Below are 20,347 nucleotides of genomic sequence, written 5' to 3'. Positions count from 1 at the left end.
GGCCGGCCAATGGATTCGGGAAAAAGGAGCTTCTTTACGGCCGCAACAGTCGCCTGATCCACGAAACTTTGAAGAGGACGTCAACGTGATCGACAAGCAAAATCTCCGTATCAATGCCATCGCCGCCGCCATGCTGGCAATGTCGCTGGGGGCCTCGAGCGCATTCGCGGCCGGCGCCGCGTCGCTGCCGGTCAAGCAGCCGGCCAAGGTCGCGCCGGCCGACGCGCAGACTTCCAGTCGCATCGTGGTGCGCTACAACGCCGGCACCGCCGCCGCCAGCGACCGCAGCGCCAAGCTGTCGGCGGTGCAGTCGGCGGTGACCCGCGCCAGCCTCGGCGGCAGCAACGGCATCTCCCGCGCCGCGGCCGCCAGCGTGCGCGCCGAATACGTGCGCACGCTGGGCGTGGGCGCCGACCTGATCCGCCTGTCGGGCAAGCTGAGCAAGGCCGACGTGGACAAGGTGGTGGCGGAAATCGCTGCCGACCCGGCGGTCAAGTACGCGCAGGTGGACGTCAAGCTGCAGCGCACCGAGCTGCCCAAGGCAGCGCTGGAGCAGCCGCAGCTGGTGCCCAACGACCCGCTGTACGCGCAGTACCAGTGGCACCTGAGCAGCGCCACCGGCGGCATCAACTCGCCGGCCGCGTGGGATGTGTCCAAGGGCGACGGCGTGGTCGTCGCGGTGCTGGACACCGGCATCCTGCCGAACCATCCGGATGTGGCGGTGAACCTGCTGCAGGGTTACGACTTCATCTCCGATGCGGAGACCTCGCGGCGTCCGACCGACGATCGCGTGCCCGGTGCGCTGGACTACGGCGACTGGGTCGAGAACGACAACGAGTGCTACGCGGGTTCGACCGCCGAAGACAGCTCCTGGCACGGCAGCCATGTCGCCGGCACCATCGCCGAGGCGACCAACAACGGCATCGGCATGGCCGGCGTCGCGCCGAACGCCACGGTGCTGCCGGTCCGCGTGCTGGGCAAGTGCGGCGGCTACCTGTCCGACATCGCCGACGCGATCACCTGGGCGTCCGGCGGCACCGTCGCCGGCGTGCCGGCCAACGCCAACCCGGCCGAGGTCATCAACATGAGCCTGGGCGGCAGCGGTACCTGCGACACGCTGTACCAGGACGCGATCAACGGCGCGGTGGCGCGCGGCACCACGGTGGTGGTGGCGGCCGGCAACAGCGCCGGCAACGCCGCCAACTTCCGCCCGGCCAGCTGCGCCAACGTGATCGCGGTCGGCGCGACGCGCATCACCGGCGGCATCGCCTACTACTCCAACTATGGCGCGGCGGTGGACCTGTCCGGTCCGGGCGGCGGCGGCAGCGTCGACGGCAACCCGGGCGGCTACGTCTGGCAGAACGGCTACTCCGGTGCGACCACGCCGACCTCCGGCGCCTATACCTACATGGGCCTGGGCGGCACCTCGATGGCCTCGCCGCACGTGGCGGCGGTGGCGGCGCTGGTGCAGAGCGCGGTGATCGCCGCCGGCAACGCGCCGCTGACCCCGGCCGCGCTGGAAACCCTGCTCAAGCAGACCGCGCGTCCGTTCCCGGTGTCGATCCCGACCAGCACCCCGATCGGCACCGGCATCGTCGATGCCAAGGCCGCGCTGGACAAGGCGCTGGAAGTGCCGTGCGACCCGCAGACCGAAGAGTGCGCGCCGCCGGCGACCGCGCTGACCAACAAGGTGGCGGTGACCGGCCTGACCGGTGCGGCGGGCAACGAGGTGCTGTACAGCTTCGAGGCCGAGGCCGGCGCGGTGCTGAGCTTCCTCACCTACGGCGGCAGCGGCAACGTGTCGCTGTACGTGAGCTTCGACAAGGAGCCTAGCACCACCAACTATGACGCCAAGTCGGCCCGCCCCGGCAATAACGAGACAGTGCGCTTCACCGCGCCGCAGGCCGGCACCTACTACGTCAAGCTGGTCGGCACGTCGAGCTACAGCGGCGTCAGCCTGGTCGCGCGCCAGTAAGCCTGCGCTGGACGGCGCCGGCAACGGCGCCGGAGTGACCCAGGAAACCCGGCTTCGGCCGGGTTTCCTGCGTTTGGGGAACTGAACACATGCAGCGCGCCGGACGCTGCCGTCGTCGGCGCGGCCGCCGCCGCGCATGCCTGCGCCGTGGCCCGTCGCGCTTGTGCGCTGCGGCACCGGTGCCGCGCGTGCTGTGCATACGGCGCCGCCACGCGCGATGGTGCGCGCCGCGCATGTCATGCCAATGACGGCGCGCCGCGTTGCCGGGACGTCGTAGACAGTGGCGCGGGCCGATGCGGCGCCGGCGGGCGGCAGGTCGCGCCGAACTGCTAAAGTCGCCGCACGCTCTGGAGGGATTGTGTGAACGCGCTCGTCAAGGACACTGCTGCCGCTGTCGATACGCCCGAGGCGCGCATCGTCGATGCGTTGCTGGCCAAGGGCCGGCTCAAGGAGGGCGACCTGCTGCGCGCGCGCCAGCTGCAGCGCGAATCCGGCGGCGGCCTGCTGTCGCTGCTGGCGCGGCTGGGCCTGGTGTCCGAACGCGACCACGCCGAGGTCAGCGCCGAAGTGCTGGGCCTGCCGCTGCTCGACGCCAAGCAATTGCCGGCGACCGCCCCGGAGCATCTGCCCGAGGCGCAGCCGCTGTCGCTGCGCTTCCTCAAGCAATTCCACGTGTGCCCGCTGGGCGAGCGCGACGGCGTGCTGGAACTGTGGATGTCCGATCCGCACGAGGCCTATGCCGCCGATGCGGTGCGCCTGGCCACCGGTTTCCAGGTGCTGCCGCGGGTCGGCCTGCGCTCGGAGATCGACGACCTGATCGAGCGCTGGTTCGGCCAGGGCCGCAGCGCGATGGGCGCGATCGTGGAAACCGCCGACGGCGACAGCGCGGCGGCCGACGACATCGAGCACCTGCGCGACCTGGCCTCCGAAGCGCCGGTGATCCGGCTGGTGAACCTAGTGATCCAGCGCGCGGTGGAACTGCGCGCCTCGGACATCCACATCGAACCGTTCGAGAGTCGGCTGAAGGTGCGTTACCGCGTCGACGGCGTGCTGATCGACGGCGAAAGCCCGCCGGCCAACCTGACCGCGGCGGTGATCAGCCGCGTCAAGATCATGGCCAAGCTCAACATCGCCGAACGCCGCCTGCCGCAGGACGGCCGCATCATGCTGCGGGTGCAGGGCAAGGAACTGGACCTGCGCGTGAGCACCGTGCCCACCGCGCACGGCGAGAGCGTGGTGATGCGCCTGCTCGACCGCGAGACGGTGGTGTTCGATTTCCACCGGCTCGGCTTCACCGACGCGTTCCTGCCGCAGTTCCGCAAGGTGCTGGAGCAGCCGCACGGCATCCTGCTGGTCACCGGTCCCACCGGCTCGGGCAAGACCACCACGCTGTACACCGCGCTGAGCCAGCTCAACACCGCCGACGTCAAGATCATCACCGTCGAGGATCCGGTCGAGTACCAGATCGAGGGCATCAACCAGATCCAGGCCAAGCCGCAGATCGGCCTGGATTTCTCGCACGCGCTGCGCAGCATCGTGCGCCAGGACCCGGACATCATCATGATCGGCGAAATGCGCGACCTGGAGACCGCGCGTATCGCGATCCAGTCGGCGCTGACCGGCCACCTGGTGCTGTCCACGCTGCATACCAACAACGCCGCCGGCGGCATCACCCGCCTGCTCGACATGGGCGTGGAAGACTATCTGCTGACCTCCACCATCAACGGCATCCTGGCCCAGCGCCTGGTGCGGCGGCTGGAGCCGACCCATGCCGAGCGCTATCCGGCCTCGCCGGAGGAGATCGAGAAATTCGACCTGCGCCGGCTGCAGCCCGAGGGCGAGATCTTCCTGTTCCGCCCGCGGCCCTCGGCGATCGCGCCGACCGGCTACCTGGGCCGCACCACCATCATGGAATTCCTGGTGATGAACGACGCGCTGCGGCGCGCGGTGATGCGCCACGCCGGCATGGGCGAGATCGAACAGCTGGCGCGCGAGGCCGGCATGCGCACGATGTACGAAGACGGCCTGAGCAAGGCGCTCAGCGGCCAGACCACGATCGAGGAAGTGCTGCGCGTGACGGAGGAAACCTGATGCGCGCGGCATCCGGCGCGGCAACGCGCAGTGGCATGGGTCTGCGACGTTCGTGCCAGCGCGCACGGAGCCTGCTTTCCCATTCCCGATTTCCGATTCCCCATTCCCAGCCCTGATGCCCCTGTACCGCTACAAAGCGCTCAACCCGCACGGCGAGATCCTGGAAGGCCAGATGGAGGCCGCCAGCGACGCCGAGGTGGCGCTGCGCCTGCAGGAGCAGGGGCACATGCCGATGGAGGCCAAGCTCGCCGCGCAAGGCGGCGGCACCTCGCTGCGCGGCCTGTTCCGGCCCAAGCCGTTCGACGGCGCGGCGCTGGTGCAGTTCACCCAGCAACTGGCGACCCTGCTCGGCGCCGGCCAGCCGCTGGACCGCGCGCTGACCATCCTGCTGGAACTGCCCGAGGACGAGCGTTCCAAGCGCACCGTCGGCGACATCCGCGACGCGGTGCGCGGCGGCGCGCCGCTGTCCACCGCGCTGGAGCGTCAGCATGGGTTGTTCTCGCGGCTGTACATCAACATGGTCCGTGCCGGCGAGGCCGGCGGCAGCCTGCACGATACGCTGCAGCGCCTGGCCGAATACCTGGAGCGCAGCCGCGAACTGAAGGGGCGGGTGATCAATGCGCTGATCTATCCGGCGATCCTGGTCAGCGTGGTCGGCTGCGCGCTGCTGTTCCTGCTCGGCTACGTGGTGCCGCAGTTCGCACTGATGTACGAAAGCCTGGACGTGCAACTGCCGTGGTTCACCCAGGCGGTGCTGAGCGTGGGCCTGTTCGTGCGCGACTGGTGGATCGTGCTGCTGGTGGTGCCCGGGCTGGCGCTGCTGGCGGTGGACCGCAAGCGCCGCGATCCCGCGTTCCGCGCCAGCTTCGACGCCTGGCTGTTGAAGCGGCGCTTCATCGGCTTGCTGATCGCGCGACTGGAAACCGCGCGGCTGACCCGCACCCTGGGCACGCTGCTGCGCAACGGCGTGCCGTTGCTGGCCGCGCTGGGCATCTCGCGCAACGTGCTGTCGAACCTGGCGCTGACCGCCGACGTCGGCGCCGCGGCCGACGACGTCAAGAACGGCCACGGCCTGTCGGCCTCGCTGTCCAAGGGCAAGCGCTTCCCGCGGCTGGCGCTGCAGATGATCCAGGTCGGCGAGGAATCCGGCGCGCTGGACACGATGCTGCTGAAGACCGCCGACACCTTCGAACAGGAAACGGCGCAGGCGATCGACCGCCTGCTCGCCGCGCTGGTGCCGCTGATCACCCTGGTCCTGGCCTCGGTGGTCGGGCTGGTGATCATTTCCGTCCTCGTCCCGCTGTACGACCTTACCAATGCGATTGGGTGAGGCGCCACGCTCATGCGCCATGGCGCATGGGGCACCGAACGCGCAGTCATGGATGGCTGCGCCGGCGGCTCCTGCGCCCGTCGGGTCGCGCCACGAATGGCAGCGTGAACCCATGACGCCGCGCACGGTCCAAGCAATGGCGGCGCTCATGGCCCAACCATCTGTGCGCCGCGTCATGCGCGCAATGCGGCATCCGTCGATCGCTGCCGCGCCGTTTCCGTTCCCGCGCATGAAGCGCAGCTGCACGCACCGCACACGATGGCGACCGTTGTCACCGCGTTCGGTTACATAAGGTTTTTCACCGCAAGGATCCGATGCAATGCGAAATATCCGTTCCCTGACCCGTTCCCCTTCCGCCGCGCGCCAGTCGGGCATGAGCCTGCTGGAAATCATCATCGTCATCGTGCTGATCGGCGCGGTGCTGACCCTGGTCGGCAGCCGCGTGCTCGGCGGCGCCGATCGCGGCAAGGCCAACCTGGCCAAGTCGCAGATCCAGACCATGGCCGGCAAGATCGACAACTACCAGCTCGACACCGGCAAGCTGCCGTCCAAGCTCGACGACCTGGTCACCGCGCCGGGTGGCGTCAGCGGCTGGCTCGGCCCGTATGCCAAGCCGGCCGAACTGAACGACCCGTGGGGCCATCCGATCGAGTACAAGGTGCCGGGCGACGGCAAGCCGTTCGACCTGATCAGCCTGGGCAAGGACGGCCAGCCCGGCGGCAGCAGCTACGACGCCGACATCAAGTACGAGTGATCCCGGCGCCGTGATCCTGGCCCCTGCCGGCGTTCCCCAGCGCGGTGCGCACGCGTGCGTGCCGCCGGCGCGCGCGCGCATGCGCGGCGTGTCGCTGCTGGAGATGCTGCTGGTGGTGGGGCTGATCGCGATCGCCGCGATGCTGGCCGCCTCGGTGCTGACCGGCGGCATCGACGGCATGCGCCTGCGCTCGTCGGCCAAGGAGATCGCCGCGCAACTGCGCTATACGCGGGCGCAGGCGATCGCCACCGGCCAGCCGCAGCGCTTCCTGATCGATCCGCAGGCGCACCGCTGGCAGGCGCCGAACGGCCGCCATGGCGAGATCCCGCCGTCGCTGGCGATCCGCTTCAGCGGCGCGCGCGAGGCGCAGCGGCGCGAAGACGAAGGCGCGATCCAATTCTTCGAGGATGGCGCCGCTACCGGCGGGCGCATCGAACTGCTGACCCGCAAGGCCAGCTGGCGCATCGATGTGGCCTGGCTGACCGGCGAGGTCAAGGTCGGGCGTCCGCCGCAGCAGGGCATGCCATGAAGGCGCAACGCGGCTACACGCTGATCGAGGTGATCGTGGCGTTCGCGTTGCTGGCGCTGGCGCTGACCCTGCTGCTCGGCTCGCTGTCCGGCGCCGCGCGCCAGGTGCAGCGCGCCGACCAGCTCAGCCGCGCCACGCTGTACGCGCAATCGGTGCTGGCCGCGCAGGGCGTGGAGCAACCGCTGCAGCCCGGCCGCGAACAGGGCAGCTTCGAGCAGGGCCATTACCGCTGGACCCTGGACGTGGCGCCGTACGTCGATGCGCGGCGCCCGCCGGATACGACCATGACTCCGGGCGCGCCGACGCTGCTGCAACTGAACCTGCAGGTGCGCTGGGGCGATGCGCCGGCGCAGGCGCTGCAGTGGAAGACGCTGCGCCTGGTCAGCGCGCAGGGCAACGGGGTGGCGCAGTGAAGCGCGCACCGCGCCGCGCCGCCGCGCGCGGCTTCACCCTGATCGAAGTGCTGCTGGCCACGGTGCTGCTGGTCGGCGGACTGACCCTGGCCTTCGCCACGCTGCGCTCGGCCACCGCGATCAGCGGCCGCGGCGAGAGCATCGCCGGGCGCAGCGAGCGCATGCGCGCGGTCGAGGGCTTCCTGCGCCGGCGCCTGAGCGGAGCGCAACCGCTGGCGCTGGACATCGACAGCCGCACGCTGCAGCCGGTGCGCTTCGTCGGCGAACCGCAGCGCATGCAGTTCGTCGCCGATCTTCCCGATTACCTGGGCCGTGGCGGTCCCTATGTGCACGACCTCAGCGTCGGCGGCGACGGCGGCAATCGGCGCCTGGCGATCGCGTTGGTGCAGGTGCAGGCCGGCAAGCAGGTCGCCGAGGACAGGCCGCGGGCGCCCGAGCCGCTGGTCGATGGCCTGCGCCAGGTGCGCTTCCGCTACCGCGGCATCGACCCGGAGCGCGGCAGCATCGGTCCCTGGCAGGAGCGCTGGGAGAAGACCGACCAGTTGCCGCTGCTGGTGTCGATCGAACTGAGCAGCGACGACGGCATGGTGTGGCCGCCGCTGGTGGTGGCGTTGCGCCAGGCCGGCGGCGCGGAGGCGCGGCAATGAGCGCGGCGCCCCGATACGCGCGCGGCGCGGCGCTGGTGCTGGTGCTGTGGCTGATCGCGCTGCTGACCGCGCTGATCGGCGCGTTCGCGCTGACTGCGCGCACCGAGGGCCTGCAGGGCAAGGTGCTGGGCGACGGCGCGGCGGCGCAGGAGCGCGCCCGCGCCGGGCTGGAGTACGCGCTGACCCGGCTCGCCAGCACGCCGACGCAGCCAGGCTGGCGCGCGGACGGGCGTCGTTACCGCTGGCAATACGAAGACGCCACGATCGATCTGCGGATCACCGACGAGAGCGGCAAGGTCGATCTGAACCTGGCCGACGCGCCGCTGCTGGCGGCGCTGGTGCGCGCGGTCGGCGGCGATCCGCAGCGCGCCGACCGCATCGCCGCGGCGATCGTGGACTGGCGCGACCCGGACAACCTCAGCCAGCCCAACGGCGGCGCCGAGGACCCGGACTATGCCGCCGCCGGGCTGCCGTACGGCGCCAAGGACGCGCCGTTCGAGAGCCTGGCCGAACTGCAACTGGTGCTGGGCATGGATGCGGATCTGTACGCCAAGCTGCTGCCGAATGTGACCCTGTACAGCGGGATTTCGCGCCCGGCGCCGGATTTCGCGCCGGCGCCGGTGCTGACCGCGCTCGGCCTGGATGCGCAGCAGGTGCTGGCGCAACGCGAGCGCAGCGACCCGGCACAGGCCGCGGCGATCGGCGGGGGCGGCGGCACCTACAGCATCGAAAGCCGCGCGCAATTGGCCGCGGGGCGCGCGGCGGTGCTGCGCGCCGTGGTGCGCCCAGGCTCGTCGGCGCTACCGGGCTCCGCCTACACTGTGCTGCGATGGGAAGAAGGATCGACCGTTCGATGACTGCGTGGCGGGACACGATGGACAAGTTCGGCGTGCGCATGGCGCCCGGTGCCGGCGGCCTGCTGGCCTGGTGGCAGCGTTCGCTGATGGCGTGGCTGCCGCCGCGCTGGCAGCTGCAACTGGGCTGGTCGCAGGCGCGGCTGCTGCTGTGGCGCGACGGCGACCAGCTGTACGTCGCGCGCCAGATCGATGCCGAACTGGGCACGCCGCTGGCCTTGCCGTGGCCGCTGCTGCCGAGCGACCTGGAGGCCGTGCTCGGCCCGCGCCTGGCGGCCTTGCCGCGGGTCTGGCTGCTGCCGGCGCAGTCCGCGCTGCAGCGCACGCTGCGCCTGCCTGCCGCCGCCGCCGACCACCTGCGCGACGTGGTTCGCTTCGAGATCGACCGGCAGACGCCGTTCCAGGCCGACCAGGTGGTCTACGACGTGCGCCCCGGCGCGCGCCGCGACGATGCGCAACTGGACGCCGAACTGGTGGTGGCGCCGCGCCGCGTGCTGGACGAACTGCAGGCCAGCGCCGGCGCGCTGCGCCCGACCCTGGCCGGGGTCGATGTCGCCGGTGGCGACGGCGCGCCGCTGGGCGTGAACCTGCTGCCGCCGGAGCAGCGCCATCGCCGCGCCGATCCGATGCGGCGATGGAACGCGATCCTCGCCGCCACCGCGCTGCTGGCGCTGTTCGCCGCCGGCTGGCAGTTGCTGGACAACCGCCGCGACGCGCTCGAGCAATTGCAAGCGCAAGTGGACAGCGGCGCGCAGCGCGCGCGCGGCGTGGCCGCGCAGTGCCAGCAATTGGTCGATCTGGTCGAAGGCGCGGCCTTCTTCGACCAGCTGCGCGCCGAGCGCCCAACCGCGCTGGAAATCTGGAACGAACTGAGCAAGCGCCTGCCCGAGGGCACCTATCTGGAGAAATTCTCGATCGAGGGCGACCAGTTGCAGCTGATCGGCCTCAGCAGCGAGGCGTCCTCGCTGGTCGGCCGGCTGGAGGGCTCGCCGCTGTGGCGCACGCCGTCGCTGACCGGGGTGCTGCAGGCCGATCCGGGCAGCCACCGCGACCGCTTCACCCTGACCGCCGAACTGGCCGGGACCAAGCGCAAGGAGGCCGCCAATGCCGGTGCAGGTCGATAAGCGCGACCGCTGGCTGGCGCTGGGCCTGCTGCTGGCGGCGCTGGCGCTGGCCTACCTGCTGCTGGTGCATCCGTGGTGGACGGTGCCGATGCGCGAGGTCGAAGCACAGATCCAGGAATTGCGCCAGCGCGAGCTGCGCGTGCGCATGCAGTTGCAGCAGGCGCCGCAGGTGGCGCAGCGGCTGCAGCAGGCGCAACGCGATCTGGCCGCGCGCCCGGGCTTCCTGCGCGAGACCTCGGCCGAGCTGGCTTCGGCCGGATTGGTGCAGCGCCTGGAAAGCGCGGTGGCCACCGCCAGCCCCGGCAACCGCAGCTGCGCGATCAGCAACCGTTCGCCGCTGGCCGCCGACAACCGCCGCGACCGCTTCACCCGCGTCGCGGTGCAGGTGCGGCTGCGCTGCGGCACGCCGGAACTGGCGGCGGTGCTACACGCGCTGGAAAGCGGCACCCCGGCGCTGTTCGTGGACAACCTCAACGTGATGGCGCAGCGCTATCAGCTGTCGCCGGGCGAGAGCGGCAACGGCCTGGACGTGGCGTTCGAACTGGCCGGCTATCTGCGCCCGAACGCGATGCCGCCGCCGCCCGCCGCCGCGGGCATGCCGCCCGGCATGCCACCGCCGCCTGGTGGGGCGCCGCCCGGCGCGCCGACGATGGACGCCGGCACGCCGGCCGGCCCCGGGCCGAGCGAGCCGCCGGCGCCGCCGGCACCGGCCGTGCGCGATGCGGCCATGCCGCAGCCGCCGCAGCAAGTGGAGGGCGCGCATGCGAATTGAAGCGATCGGCCTGCGCACCGTGTGGCTGGCAACGCTGGCGCTGTGGGGGCTGCTGATCTGGGCGCTGGGCCTGGCCGGCCTGGGCCAGCGCATCGTCCCGCTGCCCGACGATCCCAGTATGACCCAGCGCCTGCCGGGCTTGCCGGCGGCGCCCAGCGAGCGTCTCGGCGACTATTCGCGCTACGCCGAGATCGCCGCGCGTCCGGTATTTGCCGAAGACCGCCGGCCGCATCCGTTCTTCCTCAGCGCCGACAACGGCCAGGGCGCCGCGCCCAGCGTGCGCCTGACCGGCGTGCTGCTCACCGACAGTTTCAAGATGGCCACGCTGACCACCGAGCAGGGCGAATCGCTGCGCCTGCAGGAAGGCCGCGACCCGGTGAAGGGCTGGCGCTTGCTGTCGCTGGAACCGCGCCGCGCGGTGGTCAGCGGCGGCAGCGGCACCCAGACCCTGGAGCTGCAGGTGTTCGACGGCAAGGGCGGACAGCCGCCGACTGCGCTCGGCCAGGGCGCACGGCCGCCAGGCATGCCGCCGTTGCCGGCGCCGCCACCGGCCACGACTGCGGTCAGCGCGCCGGTCACTCCCGTCGCCGCCACGCCGCAGGCGGGCGCCAACGGGACTCCGGCAACGCCTGCGCAGAGCGCCCCGGCGGCCGCGCCGGCGCCGTCGTCGGAACAGTTGCAAGCCATCCGCGAACGTATCGAAGCCCGCCGCCGGCAGTTGCAGCAGCAGCGCCAGAACGGCACCACCCCCGGCCAGAACCCTTGAAGAGTGATCGCATGACGCTGCGCTTGTTTTCCCTGTTCCTCGCGATCGGCCTGGTGGCCGGCTGCGCCACCACGCCCTCGCCGGACGTCCGCCGCGGCGCCGCGATCGATCCCACCGTCGGCGCCGCCGGCAGCACCAGCGCCACGGCCGACGCAAGCACGGGCACGGCCGATCCCAACGGCGTGCCGGACCGTGTCGCCCCGGTGATCCGCCGCGGCAGCGGCAGCATGATCAATTCCGGCGCCGCCGCCGCGCCGGCGCCATCGCTGGCCAACGCCAGCAGCGGCAGCGCCACCTTCAACTTCGAAGGCGAGTCGCTGCATGCGGTGGTCAAGGCGATCCTCGGCGACATGCTCGGGCAGAACTACGTGATCGCGCCGGGCGTGCAGGGCACGGTGACCCTGGCCACGCCCAAGCCGGTGTCGCCGGCGCAGGCGCTGAACCTACTGGAGATGGTGCTGGGCTGGAACAACGCGCGCATGGTCTACAGCGGCGGCCGCTACAACATCGTGCCGGCCGACCAGGCGCTGGCCGGCACGGTGGCGCCGAGCACCGCCTCGCCGGCCAGCGCGCGCGGCTTCGAGGTGCGGGTGGTGCCGCTGAAGTTCATCTCCGCCAGCGAAATGAAGAAGGTGCTGGAGCCGTATGCGCGGCCGAACGCGATCGTCGGCATCGACGGCTCGCGCAACGTCATCACCCTCGGCGGCACCCGCGCCGAGCTGGAGAATTACCTGCGCACGGTGCAGATCTTCGATGTGGACTGGCTGTCGGGCATGTCGGTGGGCGTGTTCCCGATCCAGTCCGGCAAGGCCGAGCAGGTCGCCGCCGACCTGGAGAAGGTGTTCGGCGAGAACAGCAAGACCCCCAGCGCCGGCATGTTCCGCTTCATGCCGCTGGAGAACGCCAACGCGGTGCTGGTGATCACCCCGCAGGCGCGCTACCTGGACCAGGTCCAGGAATGGCTGGACCGGATCGACAGCGCCGGCGGCGGCAGCCGCCTGTTCTCCTACGAGCTGAAATACATCAAGGCCAAGGACCTGGCCGACCGCCTGGCCGAGGTGTTCGGCGCCGGCGGCAGCCGCGGCGATTCCAACGCCTCGCTGATGCCGGGCACGCAGCTGAGCCAGATGGGCAGCGGTGGCCTGGGCGGCAGCAGCGACGGCGGCCTGGGCGGCAGCAGCAGCCTCAATGGCAACAGCGACAGCCTGTCCTCGAGCAGCGGCGGTTCCTCGTCGAGCAGCAGCGGCGGCCTGGGCAACGGCAGCCTGCAGCTGTCGCCGCGCACCTCCGGCAACGGCAGCGTGACCCTGGAAGTGCAGGGCGACAAGGTCGGCGTGTCGGCGGTGGAGGAGACCAACACCTTGCTGGTGCGCGCCACGCCGCAGTCGTGGCGTTCGATCCGCGATGTGGTCGAAAAGCTCGACGTGATGCCGATGCAGGTGCACATCGAGGCGCAGGTGGCCGAGGTCAGCCTGACCGGCCAATTGCAGTACGGCGTGAACTGGTTCTTCGAAAATTCGGTCAACGCCTCCGCCGACAGCACGGTGGCCAACACCACCGGACTCGGTGTCGGCGCGGGCCTGCCCAGCGCCGCCGGGCGCAGCATCTGGGGCGATATCGCCGGCAAGGTCGGCAGCAGCGGCCTGGGCTGGACCTTCCTCGGCAAGAACGCCGCCGCGGTGATCACCGCGCTGGACAAGGTCACCAACCTCAAGCTGCTGCAGACCCCGTCGGTGTTCGTGCGCAACAACGCCGAGGCCACGCTGAACGTGGGTACGCGCATCCCTATCAACTCGACGTCAATCAACACCGGCCTGGGCACCGACACCAGCTATTCGTCGGTGCAGTACATCGATACCGGCGTGATCCTGAAGGTGCGCCCGCGGGTGACCAAGGACGGCATGGTGTTCCTGGACATCGTGCAGGAAGTCAGCACGCCCGGTTCGCGGCCGGCGGCGTGCACCTCGGGCACCTCCACCGTGACCAACAGCTCGGCCTGCAACGTGGACATCAACACGCGCCGGGTCAAGACCGAGGCGGCGGTGCAGAGCGGCGACACCATCATGCTCGCCGGCCTGATCAACGACAGCACCAGCGACGGCAGCGCCGGCGTGCCGCTGCTGAGCAAGCTGCCGGTGGTCGGCGCGCTGTTCGGCCAGAAGACGCAGGACAAGACCCGCAACGAAGTGATCGTGCTGCTGACCCCGACCATCGTGCGCAACCCGCAGGAAGCGCGCGACCTCACCGACGAGTACGGGCAGAAGTTCAAGGCGATGCAGCCGCTGCCGGCTGCGGGCAAGAAGTAAGCGCAGGTGACCCTGCCCATCGTGCTGCTGCCGGTCGGCGTCGACGACGCCGCACTGGACGCATGCCTGGGCGCGCTGGAGGCGCACACGCCGGCCGGCACCCGCGTGTGGCTGGCCGACGACGCGCAGGCCGGGCCGCGTGGCCAGCGCGTGGTCGAGGCCTGGCTGGCGCACACCCGCCTGCAGGCCGACTACACGCGGCGCCCGCGCATGCTCGGCGAAGTCGCGCATCTGGACGAAATGCTGCGCGCCTGCGGTGCCGCCGACGTGGTGGTGCTGGCCGCCGATGCGCAACCGCTGCCCGGCTGGCTGCAGCAACTGAGCGCATGCCTGGCGCGCGATGCGGCCATCGCCAGCGCCACGCCGTGGAGCAACGCCGGCGAAGCCTGCGCCTGGCCGCGGCTGGGCGAGATCAATCCGCTGCCCGACGATGGCGAACGCCTGGCACGCGCCTGCGCGGCGCTGCCGCCGGAGCATCCGGAACTGCCGTCGGCGGTGTGCCACGCGGTGGCCCTGCGCGGCGCGGCGCGGCAGCGCGCCGGCGGCCTGGACGCGAGCAGTTACGGATCCTGGTACGCGGCGCTGGTCGACCTGTCGCTGCGCATGGCCGGACTCGGCTGGCGCAACGTGCTGTGCGAGACCGCCTACGTGGCGCGCAGCGGCGAAGGCCGCGCCGCCGACGGCGACATGGATGCGCTGGCCACACGCTGGCCGGCCTGGCACGCGCGCCTGGCCGGCTTCCTGATGCACGATCCGCTGCGCGCGCGCCGCGAGGACCTGCAACGCCTGTACGCCGACCTGCCGCCGCCGGATCCGCAGCGCGCGCTGTTCGAGGCCTAGCGCTTACGACGCGGCGCTGGAAATCGGCGTGGTGTTGTCGGTCGCTGACGTGTTGTGGGAGCGACTTCAGTCGCGACGGGCCTAACCGGTAACGCCCGTCGCGACTGAAGTCGCTCCCACAAAATGCAAGTGTGTCGCTGCTCCTGCGCAAGGTTCAGGACATTGGCCGGCCACAGCCGCGCATCTCCGCCGGCCTGCGTCGGCGCGTTGCACTGCCGCCATTGCGCAGGCCGCTCACTCCGGCGGTGCCTGCACCTCCACCGTCACTTCGAGCACATCGTGGCGCCAGGATTCGATATCGAATTCCACCGCGCGGCCGTCGGCGGCGTAGCTCACCCGCTGCAGACGGAAGCACGGCGTGCCGACGGTGGACTGCAGCAGCGCGGCCTGCTCGGCGACCAGCGTGGCCGGGTACATCGACAGGCGGCTGCGCGCCTGGCGCAGTCCGAGCCGTTGTCCCAGCACCGCGCTGAGCGAGCCGGCCAGGTCGTGATCGAGCAGGCTCGGTGCCCACGCGGCGAGAATCGCATTGGTCTCCAGCAGCACCGCGCGGCGGCCGATCCACCGCCGGCGCTGCAGCACGAACACCTCGGCCTGCGCATCGTCCAGTTCCAGGTGCCGCGCCAGCGTCGCGCCGGCCGGCTGGCGGCGCGCGCCGAGCAGTTCGGTGCGCGGCGTGCCGCCTTGCGCGGCGACGTACTGCATGAAGCCGGCGATGCTGGTGGGATCGTGGCGCACGCGCGCCGCGCTGACGAACCAGCCGCGCCGGTTCTCGCGGTAGATGTAGCCTTCCGACTCCAGGTGCTGCAGCGCCTCGCGCAAGGTGATGCGGGTGCAGCCGAACAGCGCGGCCAGTTCCCGCTCCACCGGCAGGCGCTGGTCCGCGGCCCATTCGCCGCCGACGATGCGTGCGAGCAGGGCATCGACGATGCGCTGGCCGAAGCCGGCGGCGGGAGTCAACGGCGTGGGCATGGGGTCTCCGTGGCTGTGCTGCACTTTTCCTGACCATGGTCGCAGGCAACGACGATTATGTGGGCGACCGCAGTCTCGACGGGCCTTGCTTGCAAAGCCTGGCGCGGCGGATGGCCCCGGCCAGCTGGAGTCTTCTCCCACAATGCTCCGTTCACTGCATGCCCGGGATCGACAATGCTCCAGCATAGCGACGCCGCGCGCGCCCGCGGCACTGCGGCGCGACCGGTAGCCGGCTAACGCAGGCTGACGTGACATGCATCGTCTGCGTCCCTTGCGCCCAGGTCACGCTGATCGTCCCGGCTGCTCGCCGACGCCGGCCTGCGTCGATTGCGACGCAGGCGGATGCGCTGGCTCATGGCAACGGCTGCGCCGCGACGGCGCGGCGCAAGTCCGCCCGCCACAGCCGCAAGCCGTAGATCGCCAGCACCACGAAGCCGGCGTACAGCGCCGCGGTGGGGTACAGCCCCTTGTAGACGAAGACGCCGACGTAGAGGCAGTCGAGCACGATCCACAGGGTCCAGTTGGCGATGCGCTTGCGTGCCGCCCAGAAGCTGGCGACCAGGCTGAAGGCCGATAGCGCCGCGTCCAGCCACGGCAGAGCGGCATCGGTATGGCGGTGCATCAGCCAGCCCAGCGCCAGCGCACCGGCAGCGCCGGCCAGCAGCGACAGCACCGCTTCGCGCCGCGGTAGAGGGCCGACCTGGACCTTGCCATCGTCCAGCCGGCCCTGGCTCCAGCGCCACCAGCCGTACCCCTGCAGGAATACGTAGACGCCTTGCAGCAACATGTCCGAGTACAGCTTCCATTGATAGAACAGCCACGCGTACAGCAGCACCGCGACCACGTTGACCGGCCAGCACCAGCGCGTCCGGCGCGCGGTCAGCCACACGCCGAGCACATTGACCAGTACGGCGAGGAGTTCGAGGGGGGACATGGTGGGAAGGCCGGGATTGGGGAGTGGGAATTCGGGAGTGGGAGCGCTTCGCGAGTTCACCGCATTGCGCCCTTCTGTAGGAGCGGCTTCAGCCGCGACGCTTTCCTGTCGTAGCAGAAGCCGCTCACACATCGCGGGAGACATGGCGAGACGGTGGAAGGGCTAGGCTGGTAATCGGATCAATATCGAATCGGCGATCAGGAAACTTTGCGAACGCATGGCGTCGCGCTTTTCTCTGGAGCAGCTTCGGCCGTGACACGTTGGCGGTAAAGCGTCGCGGCTGAAGCCGCTCCTACAAGGTCATGTCTTCGCCGCCGACCTCTTGCTTTTGCGAATCCCCAATCCCGACTCCCCACTCCCTGCCTTCAAAAATCGAACTGCAGCGCCAGCCGCGCCGTGCGCGGCGCGCCCAGGAACAGGTAGTCGTCGCCCATGTAGTCGCCGACGTCACGCCAGTAGCGCTTGTCGGCCAGGTTGTCCACGCTCAGTCGCAGCGTGGTCGGCACCGTGCCCAGCCGCGTCGCATATCGCGCCCCCAGGTTGTAGACGGTATAGCCGCCGACGGCGACGCGGCCGCTGCGGTCGGCGTACTTGGCGCCGCTGTACTGCGCGCCGCCCAGCAGCGCCAGGCCGCTTGTGCCGGGCACGTCCCAGCTGGCCTGGGCGCTGGCGCGCAGCCTGGGCACGTTCAGTGCCTGGTGGTCTTCGTAGGCCGGTGTGCCGGTGTCCTCGGCGCGCGCGCGGATGCCGGCGACACTGGCCTGCAGGTGCAGCCGCTCGCCGATCGCGCCGTCGGCCGACAGTTCGATGCCGCGGTTGTGCAGGCGCCCCTGCTGCACATACAGGAAGCTGCCGTCGGCCTGCGGTTGCGCGTACTGATAGGCCTGGCGGATGTCGAACACGGCCGCGCCCAGGGCCAGGCCGGCGCGCTCGTATTTCAGGCCGGCCTCGCTCTGGTAGGCGCTGGTCGGGGCGAGGATCGCATCGGCGTTGCTGGCGAACCACGACGCGGTGCCGCCCGGCGCCAGGCCCTTGGCGAAGCTGGCGTACAGCGACAGCGTGTCCTGCGGCTTGAACAGCAGCGCCGCCTGCGGCAGCACTTCCGAGCGGCGGGTGTGGCGGGTCAGTACGCCGTCGCGGTCCCAGGCGCGCTCGTCGTAGCGCACCTGGCGCGCGCCCAGCAGCAGTTGCCAGTCCTCGCCGATGCCGATGCGGTCGCTGGCCAGCAGCGATCGCTGGGTGCTGTCCAGGCGCCGGCGCTTGGGGCCGAGTTCGACGTCGGTCTGTGCCAGCAGCGGCGGATCCGCATCGATGTTGCCGCTGCCGATCCATTCGTTGATCGAGCCATGCTGGTCGATGGTCCGCTGCAAATAGTCCACGCCGATGTTGAGCTGGTGCTGCAGCGCGCCGGTGGCGAAGCTGCCGGACACGGTCGCCTGCAGCTGGTCGTTGCGGCGCGTGTCGTCGGGGCTGCGGTAGTCGTAGATGTCGTAGTCGCCTTCGCGGCTGAAGTAGTTGGGGATCGCGTCGCTGGCGCAGCTGGCGGCGCCGTAGCAGCCCCAGGCGAAGCTGGAATAATCGTCGATCACCGCGCGGCTGTGGGCGGCCGCCAGTTGCGCGCGCCAGGCTTCGTTGAAACGGTATTGATAGCGCAGCTGCGCGTTGAGCGAGTCGATGCCGACCGGCTTGGACCAAGGCTGATACGCCAGCAACCGGTGCACCGACACGTCGCCGGGCACGCGTTCGCCGCCGAGCAATTGATAGCCGGGCACCGAGCGTTGCTGCCGGTCCTGGTACTCCACGTCCAGCTGCAGCGTCGATTGCGGATCGATGTTCCAGTCCGCGGCCAGCGACAGGAAATTGCGGTGGCCGTCGGCATGCGCGACGTAGCTGCGGATGTCCTCGTGCGCGGCGTTGACGCGCAGGCCGAACTGGCGCTCGCGGCCGAACCAGTCGCCCAGGTCCACCGCGGCGTAGCGGCCGCCGTCGTCGTCGGTCCCCAGCGTCAGCGTGCGCACCTGCTGCGGGCGCTTGGTCACGTAGTCGATCACCCCGGCCGGCTCGGTGAGCCCGGACTGCAGGCCGGACAGGCCCTTGAGCACCTGCACCTGTTCCTTGTTCTCCAGCGCCACGTTCTGCTCGCCGGTGACGGTCAGGCCGTTGATGCGGTAGCTGTTGGCGGCGTTGAGCGAGTAGCCGCGCACTACGAAGTTCTCGTAATAGCCGATCGGTGCGTAGCTGTCGCCGACCGAGGCGTCGGCGCGCAGCACTTCGCTGAGCACGCGCACCTGGCGGTCGTCCAGCTGGGTGCGGTCGATCACCGCGATCGAGGCGGGCGTCTCCAGCAGCGCGGCATCGCCGTAGCCGCCCAGCGTGGAGCGGTTGCGCGGCTGCTCGCCCTGCACGTTGACCGCGTCCAGCTCGACCGGCGTCTGCGTGTCTGCATCGGTCGCGCGTGCCGGTGCGGCGGTGGCAGCCAGCGCCAATGCGAGGGCGAGTGGCGCGAGTGTGGGGAAGGTGGGGGACATGCGGAACCTCTAAGCGGAAATCGGAACGGAATGGATGGATGCCGATGCGTGTGGGCAACGGCGGAATTGGAAATGGCGATCGGCACAAGGCCCGCGCGATCGGGTGGCCTGCGCCCGCCATGGGCGCGCCGGTGCGCATGGCAGCGCGGACGAGACGCTCATCGCACCGCCTCCGCGTGGTGCTGCAACCGCCGCAGCAGGCGCTGGCCTTCCTCGCCGCCGAACCAGTCGGCATGGCCGAGCAGGTAGCGGCGATAGGCGATGTCGGCGTTCGCGTCGGAGCCGGTGATGCCGGCGAAATACTCGATCTCGCTGAGCGCGAAGTCGGCGTGCACGATCGGCAACACGGCGGCCAGCAGGCGCAGCTGCGCCGTGTCCAGCGGCAGCCGCTGCGCGTAGCCGTGCAGCAACGCGTCGAGTTGATCGAGGTCGGCGGGCGCACGGCCGCCGACATCCAGTTGCAGCCACGGCACCAGGTTGCGCTCGATCGCGGTAGCCAGATCGAACAGCGCGAAGCTGCGGTCGGACAGGCCGAAATCGAACACCGCGCTGACCTCGCTCGCCGCGCCGTGGCCGCGCCACAGCAGGTTGGAGGCATGCCAGTCGCCATGCGTCCACAGCGGCGGCGTCGGCGCTTGCAGCAGCGGCCAGGCGCGCGCGTGCCACGGCAGCAGATGCCGGCGCAGGTCGTCACGCCAGTCGTGCCGCTGCAGCCAGGCCGCCAGCGCCGGCCGCGCGCGCAGGTCCCGCTGCAGCGCCTGCAGCGGATCGGCGCTGCCGAACAGGCGCAGATTGGCGACCAGCTGGGTGGTGCCGCGCGGCGGTGCCGTGTAGCCGGCTGCGGCCCGGTGCAGCGATGCGAGTGCGTGTCCGGCGGCCTGCGCGTGGGCCGTGTCGGCGAACGGCAGCCACGAGGCCGTGTCGCGGTACAGGTCTTCGCCGGTGGCGGCGCGCTGCACTTCGTAGGTCCAGTCGCCGAGTGCGATCGCGCTGGCGCCGTCGGGCGCGCGCAGCAGGACCGGCACCGGCATGCCGCGCGCGCGCAGGTGCTCGATGAAGCGGTGCTCCTCGTCCAGCGTGCGCGCATCACGCAATGTGCGGTGATGGCGCTTGACGAACAGCGTGCCTACGGCGCTCTCGACCTCGGCCGCGGCGGAGAACGGGCGCGGGCTGTGCCAGCGCAAGGCGCGGACCGCGTCGGGCAGGCCCATATGCCGCAACAGCGCGTCCACCTCGTCGCTGCGCAGGGGCGGCCAGTCCGCCGTGGCCGGGGCCAGGCTCATACCATGGATCTGGTGCGCGCTCATCGGACCCGTCCCGGAGGTGGGGAGGTCCGCATGGCGTTGCGATGGCGTGGCGCTTCGCGCTGTTCGGAATTTGGTCTAGACCAGCGATGCGGAGGTTTGCGGCGGCAGCCGATGGCGATATCGGTCGAAAAGCGGCGACGCTGCCGGGCCATCGGCATGCACGGCCGCCAGCGAACTGGGCGGCCGATGCGTATCGATCCTGGCG

General features: G+C 70.7%; 17 protein-coding genes. 13 read left to right on the top strand and 4 right to left on the bottom strand.

The genetic code is table 11. The features are described from left to right. The first annotated feature begins 85 nt into the window (after positions 1-85). The 13 genes from AB3X08_RS18425 (at position 86) to AB3X08_RS18365 (ending at position 14,401) form a co-directional block, all read left to right on the top strand. Positions 86-1,975, top strand: a complete 1,890-nt coding sequence (locus AB3X08_RS18425; protein WP_369934198.1) for a S8 family peptidase — start codon at positions 86-88, stop codon at positions 1,973-1,975. A gap of 360 nt (positions 1,976-2,335) precedes the next feature. Continuing rightward, positions 2,336-4,066 (top strand): type II secretion system ATPase GspE, encoded by a 1,731-nt coding sequence (gene gspE / locus AB3X08_RS18420; RefSeq protein WP_369934197.1) that lies wholly within the window; start codon positions 2,336-2,338, stop codon positions 4,064-4,066. 115 nt (positions 4,067-4,181) lie between these two features. Then, positions 4,182-5,396 (top strand): type II secretion system protein XpsF, encoded by a 1,215-nt coding sequence (xpsF, locus tag AB3X08_RS18415; protein WP_369934196.1) that lies wholly within the window; start codon positions 4,182-4,184, stop codon positions 5,394-5,396. A 319-nt stretch (positions 5,397-5,715) separates the two neighbouring features. After that, complete coding sequence (gspG, locus tag AB3X08_RS18410; protein ID WP_184413463.1) at positions 5,716-6,150, top strand: type II secretion system major pseudopilin GspG; 435 nt, start codon at positions 5,716-5,718, stop codon at positions 6,148-6,150. A gap of 79 nt (positions 6,151-6,229) precedes the next feature. Next, on the top strand, positions 6,230-6,679 hold the full coding sequence (gene xpsH / locus AB3X08_RS18405) for a type II secretion system protein XpsH (RefSeq protein ID WP_241093847.1): 450 nt from the start codon (positions 6,230-6,232) through the stop codon (positions 6,677-6,679). Then, positions 6,676-7,092, top strand: coding sequence for a type II secretion system protein XpsI (gene xpsI, locus AB3X08_RS18400; protein ID WP_369934195.1), 417 nt, complete (start codon positions 6,676-6,678; stop codon positions 7,090-7,092). The genes xpsH and xpsI overlap by 4 nt, the downstream gene beginning before the upstream one ends. Next, positions 7,089-7,739: a type II secretion system protein J gene (locus AB3X08_RS18395; RefSeq protein WP_369934194.1), complete on the top strand. Its 651-nt coding sequence runs from the start codon at positions 7,089-7,091 to the stop codon at positions 7,737-7,739. Before xpsI ends, AB3X08_RS18395 begins: the two co-directional genes overlap by 4 nt. Beyond that, positions 7,736-8,596 carry a general secretion pathway protein GspK gene (locus AB3X08_RS18390; RefSeq protein ID WP_369934193.1) on the top strand — a complete coding sequence of 287 codons (861 nt, stop codon included), beginning with the start codon at positions 7,736-7,738 and terminating at the stop codon, positions 8,594-8,596. Before AB3X08_RS18395 ends, AB3X08_RS18390 begins: the two co-directional genes overlap by 4 nt. Then, complete coding sequence (locus AB3X08_RS18385) at positions 8,593-9,717, top strand: PilN domain-containing protein (protein ID WP_369934192.1); 1,125 nt, start codon at positions 8,593-8,595, stop codon at positions 9,715-9,717. Before AB3X08_RS18390 ends, AB3X08_RS18385 begins: the two co-directional genes overlap by 4 nt. Further along, positions 9,698-10,489 (top strand): type II secretion system protein GspM, encoded by a 792-nt coding sequence (gene gspM / locus AB3X08_RS18380; RefSeq protein ID WP_369934191.1) that lies wholly within the window; start codon positions 9,698-9,700, stop codon positions 10,487-10,489. Before AB3X08_RS18385 ends, gspM begins: the two co-directional genes overlap by 20 nt. Then, positions 10,479-11,255: a type II secretion system protein XpsN gene (gene xpsN, locus AB3X08_RS18375; RefSeq protein ID WP_369934190.1), complete on the top strand. Its 777-nt coding sequence runs from the start codon at positions 10,479-10,481 to the stop codon at positions 11,253-11,255. The genes gspM and xpsN overlap by 11 nt, the downstream gene beginning before the upstream one ends. Before the next feature lie 11 nt (positions 11,256-11,266). Continuing rightward, positions 11,267-13,561 carry a type II secretion system secretin GspD gene (gene gspD / locus AB3X08_RS18370; RefSeq protein WP_369934189.1) on the top strand — a complete coding sequence of 765 codons (2,295 nt, stop codon included), beginning with the start codon at positions 11,267-11,269 and terminating at the stop codon, positions 13,559-13,561. A gap of 6 nt (positions 13,562-13,567) precedes the next feature. Continuing rightward, positions 13,568-14,401, top strand: coding sequence for a glycosyltransferase family 2 protein (locus tag AB3X08_RS18365; RefSeq protein ID WP_369934188.1), 834 nt, complete (start codon positions 13,568-13,570; stop codon positions 14,399-14,401). Between the two features lie 234 nt (positions 14,402-14,635). Here the strand turns inward: AB3X08_RS18365 and AB3X08_RS18360 are convergent, their stop codons facing one another. The 4 genes from AB3X08_RS18360 to AB3X08_RS18345 all read right to left on the bottom strand — a co-directional run bounded on the left by AB3X08_RS18360 (position 14,636) and on the right by AB3X08_RS18345 (position 20,142). Continuing rightward, entirely contained in the window at positions 14,636-15,373 is a 738-nt protein-coding gene (locus AB3X08_RS18360) for a UTRA domain-containing protein (RefSeq protein ID WP_369934187.1), read from the bottom strand. A gap of 352 nt (positions 15,374-15,725) precedes the next feature. Next, entirely contained in the window at positions 15,726-16,307 is a 582-nt protein-coding gene (gene pnuC / locus AB3X08_RS18355; protein WP_369934186.1) for a nicotinamide riboside transporter PnuC, read from the bottom strand. 365 nt (positions 16,308-16,672) lie between these two features. Beyond that, positions 16,673-18,835 carry a TonB-dependent siderophore receptor gene (locus AB3X08_RS18350; RefSeq protein WP_369934185.1) on the bottom strand — a complete coding sequence of 721 codons (2,163 nt, stop codon included), beginning with the start codon at positions 18,833-18,835 and terminating at the stop codon, positions 16,673-16,675. Positions 18,836-18,993: 158 nt separating this feature from the next. Next, positions 18,994-20,142, bottom strand: coding sequence for a phosphotransferase enzyme family protein (locus AB3X08_RS18345; RefSeq protein WP_369934184.1), 1,149 nt, complete (start codon positions 20,140-20,142; stop codon positions 18,994-18,996). Between the last annotated feature and the right edge of the window lie 205 nt (positions 20,143-20,347).

Source organism: Xanthomonas sp. DAR 34887, assembly GCF_041245805.1.
Classification (GTDB): Bacteria; Pseudomonadota; Gammaproteobacteria; order Xanthomonadales; family Xanthomonadaceae; genus Xanthomonas_A; species Xanthomonas_A tesorieronis.
This window is presented reverse-complemented; position numbering and strand designations above follow the sequence as displayed.

Coding starts and splice junctions, on each gene's coding strand:
- xpsN (WP_369934190.1), top strand. CDS start 10,479: ATGCGAATTGAAGCGATCGGCCTGCGCACCGTGTGGCTGGCAACGCTG.
- gspG (WP_184413463.1), top strand. CDS start 5,716: ATGCGAAATATCCGTTCCCTGACCCGTTCCCCTTCCGCCGCGCGCCAG.
- pnuC (WP_369934186.1), bottom strand. CDS start 16,307: ATGTCCCCCCTCGAACTCCTCGCCGTACTGGTCAATGTGCTCGGCGTG.
- AB3X08_RS18350 (WP_369934185.1), bottom strand. CDS start 18,835: ATGTCCCCCACCTTCCCCACACTCGCGCCACTCGCCCTCGCATTGGCG.
- xpsI (WP_369934195.1), top strand. CDS start 6,676: ATGAAGGCGCAACGCGGCTACACGCTGATCGAGGTGATCGTGGCGTTC.
- AB3X08_RS18385 (WP_369934192.1), top strand. CDS start 8,593: ATGACTGCGTGGCGGGACACGATGGACAAGTTCGGCGTGCGCATGGCG.
- AB3X08_RS18390 (WP_369934193.1), top strand. CDS start 7,736: ATGAGCGCGGCGCCCCGATACGCGCGCGGCGCGGCGCTGGTGCTGGTG.
- gspD (WP_369934189.1), top strand. CDS start 11,267: ATGACGCTGCGCTTGTTTTCCCTGTTCCTCGCGATCGGCCTGGTGGCC.
- xpsF (WP_369934196.1), top strand. CDS start 4,182: ATGCCCCTGTACCGCTACAAAGCGCTCAACCCGCACGGCGAGATCCTG.
- AB3X08_RS18345 (WP_369934184.1), bottom strand. CDS start 20,142: ATGAGCGCGCACCAGATCCATGGTATGAGCCTGGCCCCGGCCACGGCG.
- AB3X08_RS18360 (WP_369934187.1), bottom strand. CDS start 15,373: ATGCCCACGCCGTTGACTCCCGCCGCCGGCTTCGGCCAGCGCATCGTC.
- xpsH (WP_241093847.1), top strand. CDS start 6,230: ATGCGCGGCGTGTCGCTGCTGGAGATGCTGCTGGTGGTGGGGCTGATC.
- gspM (WP_369934191.1), top strand. CDS start 9,698: ATGCCGGTGCAGGTCGATAAGCGCGACCGCTGGCTGGCGCTGGGCCTG.